Consider the following 7061-nt stretch of genomic DNA (forward strand, 5'->3'; position numbering starts at 1 on the left):
TAAGTTGGCACCATTACCAGCGAAGCGGGTGAATACTGGAAACGCTGTTTTTAAAAATATGAGAGGCGTTAACAAAAACAAATCACCAAGAATAAAAACATTAAAATTCAATGCAATGGAAGAGAAAAAGAAAAAATAATGACTATACAATCAATTCTGAAAGTACAACTTTAGGCTTAAATCTAAATAGATAAAAAATCACATAGAAACATTTTAATAGCCACAGAAACATTTAGTTACATAGTTAACACTTGCTTTAAAATGTCTAATCGCTAAATTGAAAACAGATAGTAAGTCTTTAGTTAAAAATCCCTTTGCGACCGAAAACCATTATTTCGGCGATCAAAAATATTTAACATATAGCACTGTCGCGAATCTCGATATCTCAGGGAGAATTAATTTCCATTAATTCAAACGGTAGCGACAAAAACCAGGTGGAGTTTCATCATGTATAATGAAGTCCATGCCCTACAGGGCCCTACGTTATTGTTAATTACGAAACCCTCTCTCCAGGCTTCAGCTTTATTACAACATCTACGCGCCTCGTTAGAAATAAATGGGCGGGTTCACAATATTCAACGTCCACTGGATGACTTCGCCAGTAATGTTCTGATTTTATTTGATATGGCGGAAACGGATAAGAAGATCATCCTGTTTTGGCAGGAAAAATTAAGCCGTAAAAACAGTCAGATAAAATTACTGCTGCTCAACACGCCGGAAGAATATCCTTTCAGAGAGATCGAGAACTGGCCGCATATCAACGGCGTATTTTATTTTGCGACCGAAGAGCCCAAAGTCGTTGAGGGGCTGCGTGGGGTCCTGGAAGGAGAGTGCTACTTCTCGCAGAAGCTGGCCAGCTATCTCATCAGCCATTCCGGAAATTATCGTTTTAATAGCACCGAATCCTCACGCTTAACGCAGCGCGAAAAGGAAATCCTGAACAAGCTGCGCGTGGGCTCCTCGAACGTTGAAATCGCCCGCTCGCTGTTTATCAGTGAGAACACGGTCAAAACGCACCTGTATAACCTGTTCAGAAAAATAGCCGTCAAAAACCGCACCCAGGCGGTTTCCTGGGCAAACGATAACCTTCGGCGATAAACACCATGAAACGCTCAGCCATTTTTTTCCTGGCGGCCTGCTGGTGCGCGATGAACAGCGTTCACGCCGAAGAAGTCGAGATCCCCGGGCTGCTGACGGACCATACCGTCACTTCGGTAGGCCACAGTTTCTACCGCGCCTTCAGCGATAAATGGGAAAGCAGCTATACCGGCAATTTAACCATCAACGAGCGCCCCAGCGCCCGCTGGGGGAGCTGGATAACCATTACCGCCGGCCAGGACGTTGTTTATCAGGCTTTTCTTTACCCCACAAAACGCGACTTCGACAAAAACGTTGAGGTGGCACTGGTCCATACCGATGAGGCGCTTAAACGCAGGCTGATTGATAAGCAATTATTGAGCACCAGCGATTTAACCCATGACGAATTCTAGGAGACGATGATGCGTATCTCTCATGCCGTTCTGCCCTTGCTGCTCTTTACGCCGCTGGCCTGGGGCGGAAATATGGTTTTCCAGTTTGTTAACCCTAACTTCGGCGGCAACCCCAATAACGGTGCCTATTTGTTAAATTCGGCCCAGGCACAAAACTCTTACAAAGATCCCAGCTACAGCAGCGATCTTGGAATTCAAATGCCCAGCGCGCTGGATAATTTCACCCAGGCGCTGCAGTCACAGGTGCTGGGCGGCCTGTTAACCAATATCAATACCGGGAAGCCGGGGCGCATGGTCACCAATGATTTCATCGTCGATATCGCCAATACCGACGGTCAACTTCAGCTCAACGTAACCGACCGTAAAACCGGCAAAACCTCGACGATTCAGGTCTCCGGCCTGCAGGCGAATTCCACGAATTTTTAGTGGCTTAAAATCATAAAACCTCTTCAAGGATAAACATTATGCAGCGCTTACTTCTGATTGTGGCGGTGTGTTTATTAAGTGGTTGTTTAACGGCTCCGCCAAAAGAGGCCGCTAAACCGACGTTACTGCCCCGCGCACAAAGCTATCTCGACCTGACGCATCTGCCAGAGGCAAAAGGAAAGCTTTATGTTTCGGTCTATAACATTCAGGACGAAACGGGCCAGTTCAAGCCCTACCCCGCCAGTAACTTTTCTACCGCCGTGCCGCAAAGCGCAACGTCTATGCTGGTCACCGCGCTGAAGGATTCCCGCTGGTTCATTCCGCTTGAACGTCAGGGGCTGCAAAACCTGCTTAACGAACGCAAAATTATCCGCGCCGCGCAGGAAAACGGCACAGTGGCGGATAATAATCGAGCCCCGCTGCACTCGCTGATGGCGGCAAATGTGATGATTGAAGGGTCGATTATTGGCTACGAAAGCAACGTGAAGTCCGGCGGGGCGGGCGCACGTTACTTTGGCATTGGCGCGGACACGCAGTATCAGCTTGACCAGATAGCCGTTAACCTGAGGGTTGTCGACGTCAGCACCGGGGAAGTCATGTCGTCGGTCAACACCAGCAAAACGATTCTCTCGTACGAAGTGCAGGCTGGGGTCTTCCGGTTTATTGATTACCAGCGCCTGCTGGAAGGTGAAATAGGCTATACCAGCAACGAGCCGGTGATGCTGTGCCTGATGTCCGCCATTGAAACCGGCGTTATCTATCTGATTAACGATGGCATCGACCGTGGGCTGTGGGACCTGCAAAACCCTGCCGATGTTAACAACCCGGTGCTGGTGAAGTATAAAGAGCTCTCTACGCCGCCGGCCTCCTGATGACCGTTTCTCGCGAATAAAAAAACCAGCTTTCGCTGGTTTTTTATTCGCTCAGCAATGAGCCTGCTTTCGGTTTGGGCTTCTCTCGTCTTGCCGCCAGCCACAGCCCACTGTTTTTCATTGCAAAGCCGAAGACCAGCCCCAGCAGCAGCGAAGGCACCACGATATGCCACTCCCCCTGATTCGCAAAGGTTGCGCAGGCGCCGATAAAAGTGCCGGGGACAAACGACAGTAAAATATGGCGAGCCTGAATACACATCAGGAATGCCACCACGCCGGTCATGATATAGCCGAGGATTTCAGCATGCGGCGCCAGCGCGCTGCCGTGAATAATCACCAGCGCCCAAAGCACGCCGCTGCACAGGGTACACAGAGAAATAAAAAGCCCCTTCATACCGCCCTGCGGACAGGCAAAATAGGCGGTACAGCCGAGGAAACCGGCCCAGCCCAACAGGCCGAGACTCACCGCAACCCAGCCCCAGAGGCCAGAGAGAATACCGGTGGTGATTGCAAGTGGAATAAGTGTCTTCATGGCGCCGTATCATAGCAGAGGCTTAGCCTCTCACTACGATCTGGCGCACATTTTTTGTAAATCAAAAATCAGCGTTGCAGTTTAATTGTGACTCAGATCACAATTATTCCTCTTCTGATTCCTGCAGCTCATCGCGCATGGCCTGCAGCGCTTCACGGCTGATCGCCGCCAGCGTGCGGTAGAACGGCGTGGTGGCATGGGCTTCAACTTTGCCGAGGAACGTCCCGCACCACGGCATCAGGTACTCATCAAACAGCGTCACCTGCGCCTCAAACTCATCCTCCTGGGACTGATCCTCAAGCCAGGAAGCCGCCAGCAGCAGCGTCCCGAAATGGTCAGCAGGTGACTCGCCCAGCGGCATTCCACGCTGTTTCAGGAACTGACGCACTTCCCCTTCGTCACTGCCCTCTTCCCAGGCCGAGCGGAAAGGCGGCACGCTGCACTTTTCACCCACGAACAGCGCGTTAAAGTCCGCCGCCAGCAGCTGCGGGTCGCAGTTGTGCTGCAAACGCCCCAGCAGCTCATCCTGCTCCAGTGGCCAGCTTGCCGCCAGCTTCCCTTCACGGATCAGCGTAAACAAAGGCACCAGCAGAGGATCCTGCGGCTGGCGATAAAATAGCGATCCGAGTACGCGGCAAATAATTGAAAACTCATTCATGACTGGCTCTATCCATTACGGGTGTTAATTACAGTGTGGCAAATTCGGCAATTGGCGCCATGCCCCGAGCTTCAAGGAAGCCCAGCAGGCGCTGCGGAGAAACGTTCAGGATCCGCTCTTCCGGGAAATTGATTTCATCGAGGATTTTGCGGCACTCGCTAAAATCACCCAGCGTAAAGGCGGTGTGGGAGTCCGACCCTAAGGCCAGCCAGCCGCCAGCATCACGCACGGCTTCAGCAATGGCGCGGCAGTTTGGGCCGCTGCCGATGCGAGAGTGGGTAAACGAAGAGTTGTTCAACTCAAGGGCGACGTTATATTTCGCCGCCGCCGCCGCAACGGCCGGGATATCAATTTCGAATTTAGGGTTACCCGGATGGCTGATGATATGCACGTCACCGTTCGCCATCGTCGCGATCATCGCTTCGGTATGGGTAGCTTTATCTTTTGGCGGGAAGACCGGCTCGTGGAAGCCGGCAATGATCAAATCCAGCGCATCGAGCATTGGCCCAGTGCAGTCAATTTCGCCTGCGGTGTTTTTAATATTCGATTCAATACCGCGCAAAATGCCGACGCCGTCGACCAGCCGTGGCCAGATACGCATATTAATAAAGTGCCAGTAATGCGGCGCATCCGCCATGTCCGGGCCGTGATCGGTAATGGCAAACAGCCTGATGCCCTTGCTCTTCGCAACGGCAATATAATCATGGAGGGTACTGTAGGCGTGGGTGCTGGCAACGGTATGCATATGCAGGTCAACGGGATACATGGCTTTCTCCTTTTCTATTTTAGCTAAGGATACCAGCAATCCATGACAATTTTTAGCCTGCCTGCAAGAACAGCTAGCCCGGCAAAAGCCGGGCTTCCTGCTTAATAGCCGTGCTGAAGAGAGACTTCACCGGAGACAGATTCCCCGTTTTCTAGCTGGGTAATGGTCTTTGCGATATAGGCAATGGCCTCGTCAGGACGAGTGACTGCGGCCACGTGCGGCGTAATTGCCACGCCAGGATGCGCCCAAAGCGGGCTGTTCTCCGGCAGCGGCTCTTTAGAGAAGACGTCCAGCATCGCGCCTTTAAGCTGCCCGGAATCTAACGCCGCCAGCAGATCGGCTTCAACCAGGTGCACGCCGCGCGCAAGATTTATCACGTAAGCTTCTTTAGCCAGCTGGCCCAAAAGCTCACGGTTGATAATGCCGACGGTTTGCGGCGTATTCGGCAGCAGGTTTATCAGCACTCGGGTGCCGTGCAGAAAATCAGGTAGCGCTTCGCCACCGGCAAAACTCTGTACGCCTGGAAGATCTTTTTTGCTGCGGCTCCAGCAGCGAACCGGGAAGCCCCAGGCCACGAGGCTTTCAGCCACTTTACCGCCAAGCACGCCCGCGCCGAGGATCCCAATGGTGAAATCCTCACGCCGATAATCTTCCAGCGGCTGCCATTGCCCCTGCTGCTTTTGTCGCTGGTAGTCGTCAAAACGACGGAACCAGTGCAGCACCTGGCTAACAGCGTACTCCTGCATCTGCAGCCCCATGCCCGTATCCTCCAGGCGGAACAGCGGCACGCCGTCCGGCAGCATGTCCGGGTGAGCCTGAAGTTTACTGAGAATAGCGTCAACGCCGGCCCCCAGCGCGAAAACGCCCTTGAGCCCTTTACGGCCGCTAAGCATTTCCACCGGCGGGTGCCATACCAGTGCGTAATCGGCGGGCTGCTGGTCCCCCTGCTTCCACTGGCGGACTCGCGCCTGCGGCAGGGCTTGCTGAAGGCGATTCAGCCAATACTCTGTGTCAAAAGTGGGGTGATGAAAAATAATGTCCATACTGCCTCCTTTTTTTCTTAGGCTTACGCGAATCGGGATGTCATGCAAGCCCTGATGCAATAAAAAGCAGCATCTTGTGATGGTTTAAGAGTCAAGTTGGATGAAGTTTGGCTAAACGCACCAAAAACATGAAATTAGCATTGACGGCGAAGGCCATTTTCCCTAAATTAGCGCCCGTTCCAGCAGCGCTGGGGCGACAATACGGTGAGGTGTCCGAGTGGCTGAAGGAGCACGCCTGGAAAGTGTGTATACGGCAACGTATCGAGGGTTCGAACCCCTCTCTCACCGCCACATTTAAAGAAGAGCTCGCATGCAAATGCGGGCTTTTTTTTCGCATATTGCTCACGACAGAGAGTGGGTGAGAATCCTCGACAGGGTTCGACAACCTGCTTTAGCAGGTTGGACAGCGGCATCACTTGTGATAACGCTGCCCCGAAGGGGTGAGCTTGCGAATCCATCCCTCCCTCACCGCCATATTTTATGAGAGAGCCTGAACTCACGTTCAGGCTTTTTTATTGCCCGTAACCCGACGAGGGACGGATGAGAATCCTCGACAGGGTTCGACCAAACGGCAGGACAGCCGTTTGGTACCGCCTCCGGCGACCCGCAGGGCGAGCGCCATGGACGGCGCGAGTAAGCCCCTCTCTCACCGCCACATTTTATGAGAGAGCCTGAACTCACGTTCAGGCTTTTTTATTGCCCATAACCCGACGAGGGACGGATGAGAACCCTCGACAGGGTTCGACCAAACGGCAGGCTAGCGGGATAATTTTCCTCCTCCCGCCCGGAAGGATTTGCCCGGCGGGAGCTTTTTTCGGATGAATTTGCCTTAAAACCGCCCTAACCGCTCAGACCTTAACCGAACGTGGCATAATCCATAAATTAGGCTTGACCGAAGAGGGCTGACTCCCTATAGTAGCGCCCCGTTGCCCACCTAAGGTGAGCAGCAAGACAATACGGTGAGGTGTCCGAGTGGCTGAAGGAGCACGCCTGGAAAGTGTGTATACGGCAACGTATCGAGGGTTCGAACCCCTCTCTCACCGCCACATTTAAAGAAGAGCTCGCATGCAAATGCGGGCTTTTTTTTCGCATATTACTCACGGCAGAGAGTGGGTGAGAATCCTCGACAGGGTTCGACCAAACGGCAGGACAGCCGTTTGGTACCGCCTCCGGCGACCCGCAGGGCGAGCGCCATGGACGGCGCGAGTAAGCCCCTCTCTCACCGCCACATTTAAAGAAGAGCTCGCATGCAAATTGGACTGCACCCCAAAAGT

8 protein-coding genes and 2 tRNA genes are annotated in these 7061 nt (G+C 52.8%); 6 read left to right on the top strand and 4 right to left on the bottom strand.

What is annotated here, in order from left to right:
- Positions 1 to 447: 447 nt before the first annotated feature.
- From csgD to csgG, 4 genes are read left to right on the top strand one after another with little or no spacing between them, the layout of a single operon-like run.
- A complete protein-coding gene (csgD, locus tag HX778_RS21960; protein WP_038473777.1) occupies positions 448 to 1098 on the top strand; it encodes a biofilm master transcriptional regulator CsgD in 651 nt (216 codons plus the stop codon).
- A gap of 5 nt (positions 1099 to 1103) precedes the next feature.
- Complete coding sequence (gene csgE, locus HX778_RS21965; protein WP_038473780.1) at positions 1104 to 1490, top strand: curli production assembly/transport protein CsgE; 387 nt, start codon at positions 1104 to 1106, stop codon at positions 1488 to 1490.
- A gap of 9 nt (positions 1491 to 1499) precedes the next feature.
- A complete protein-coding gene (gene csgF, locus HX778_RS21970; protein ID WP_038473783.1) occupies positions 1500 to 1916 on the top strand; it encodes a curli production assembly/transport protein CsgF in 417 nt (138 codons plus the stop codon).
- Between the two features lie 38 nt (positions 1917 to 1954).
- Positions 1955 to 2788 (top strand): curli production assembly/transport protein CsgG, encoded by an 834-nt coding sequence (gene csgG, locus HX778_RS21975; RefSeq protein ID WP_176983067.1) that lies wholly within the window; start codon positions 1955 to 1957, stop codon positions 2786 to 2788.
- A 43-nt stretch (positions 2789 to 2831) separates the two neighbouring features.
- On the opposite strand, the gene HX778_RS21980 is transcribed toward csgG, so the two are convergent.
- The 4 genes from HX778_RS21980 to ghrA all read right to left on the bottom strand — a co-directional run bounded on the left by HX778_RS21980 (position 2832) and on the right by ghrA (position 5787).
- Entirely contained in the window at positions 2832 to 3320 is a 489-nt protein-coding gene (locus HX778_RS21980) for a DUF1097 domain-containing protein (protein WP_038473789.1), read from the bottom strand.
- 103 nt (positions 3321 to 3423) lie between these two features.
- Positions 3424 to 3978: a molecular chaperone gene (locus HX778_RS21985; protein ID WP_038473792.1), complete on the bottom strand. Its 555-nt coding sequence runs from the start codon at positions 3976 to 3978 to the stop codon at positions 3424 to 3426.
- 28 nt (positions 3979 to 4006) lie between these two features.
- The gene (locus tag HX778_RS21990) at positions 4007 to 4744 is read right to left on the bottom strand and encodes a phosphatase (protein WP_038473795.1); all 738 of its coding nucleotides are present in this window, start codon (positions 4742 to 4744) and stop codon (positions 4007 to 4009) included.
- Between the two features lie 101 nt (positions 4745 to 4845).
- Complete coding sequence (gene ghrA, locus HX778_RS21995) at positions 4846 to 5787, bottom strand: glyoxylate/hydroxypyruvate reductase GhrA (protein WP_038473798.1); 942 nt, start codon at positions 5785 to 5787, stop codon at positions 4846 to 4848.
- 203 nt (positions 5788 to 5990) lie between these two features.
- Here ghrA and HX778_RS22000 point away from each other — a divergent pair.
- Positions 5991 to 6078 (top strand) — tRNA-Ser (locus HX778_RS22000).
- Positions 6079 to 6745: 667 nt separating this feature from the next.
- A tRNA-Ser gene (locus HX778_RS22005) sits at positions 6746 to 6833 on the top strand.
- Positions 6834 to 7061 lie beyond the last annotated feature (228 nt).

Origin of the sequence: Cedecea sp. P7760 (assembly GCF_013386425.1) — a bacterium.
Lineage (GTDB): Bacteria > Pseudomonadota > Gammaproteobacteria > Enterobacterales > Enterobacteriaceae > Cedecea > Cedecea selenatireducens.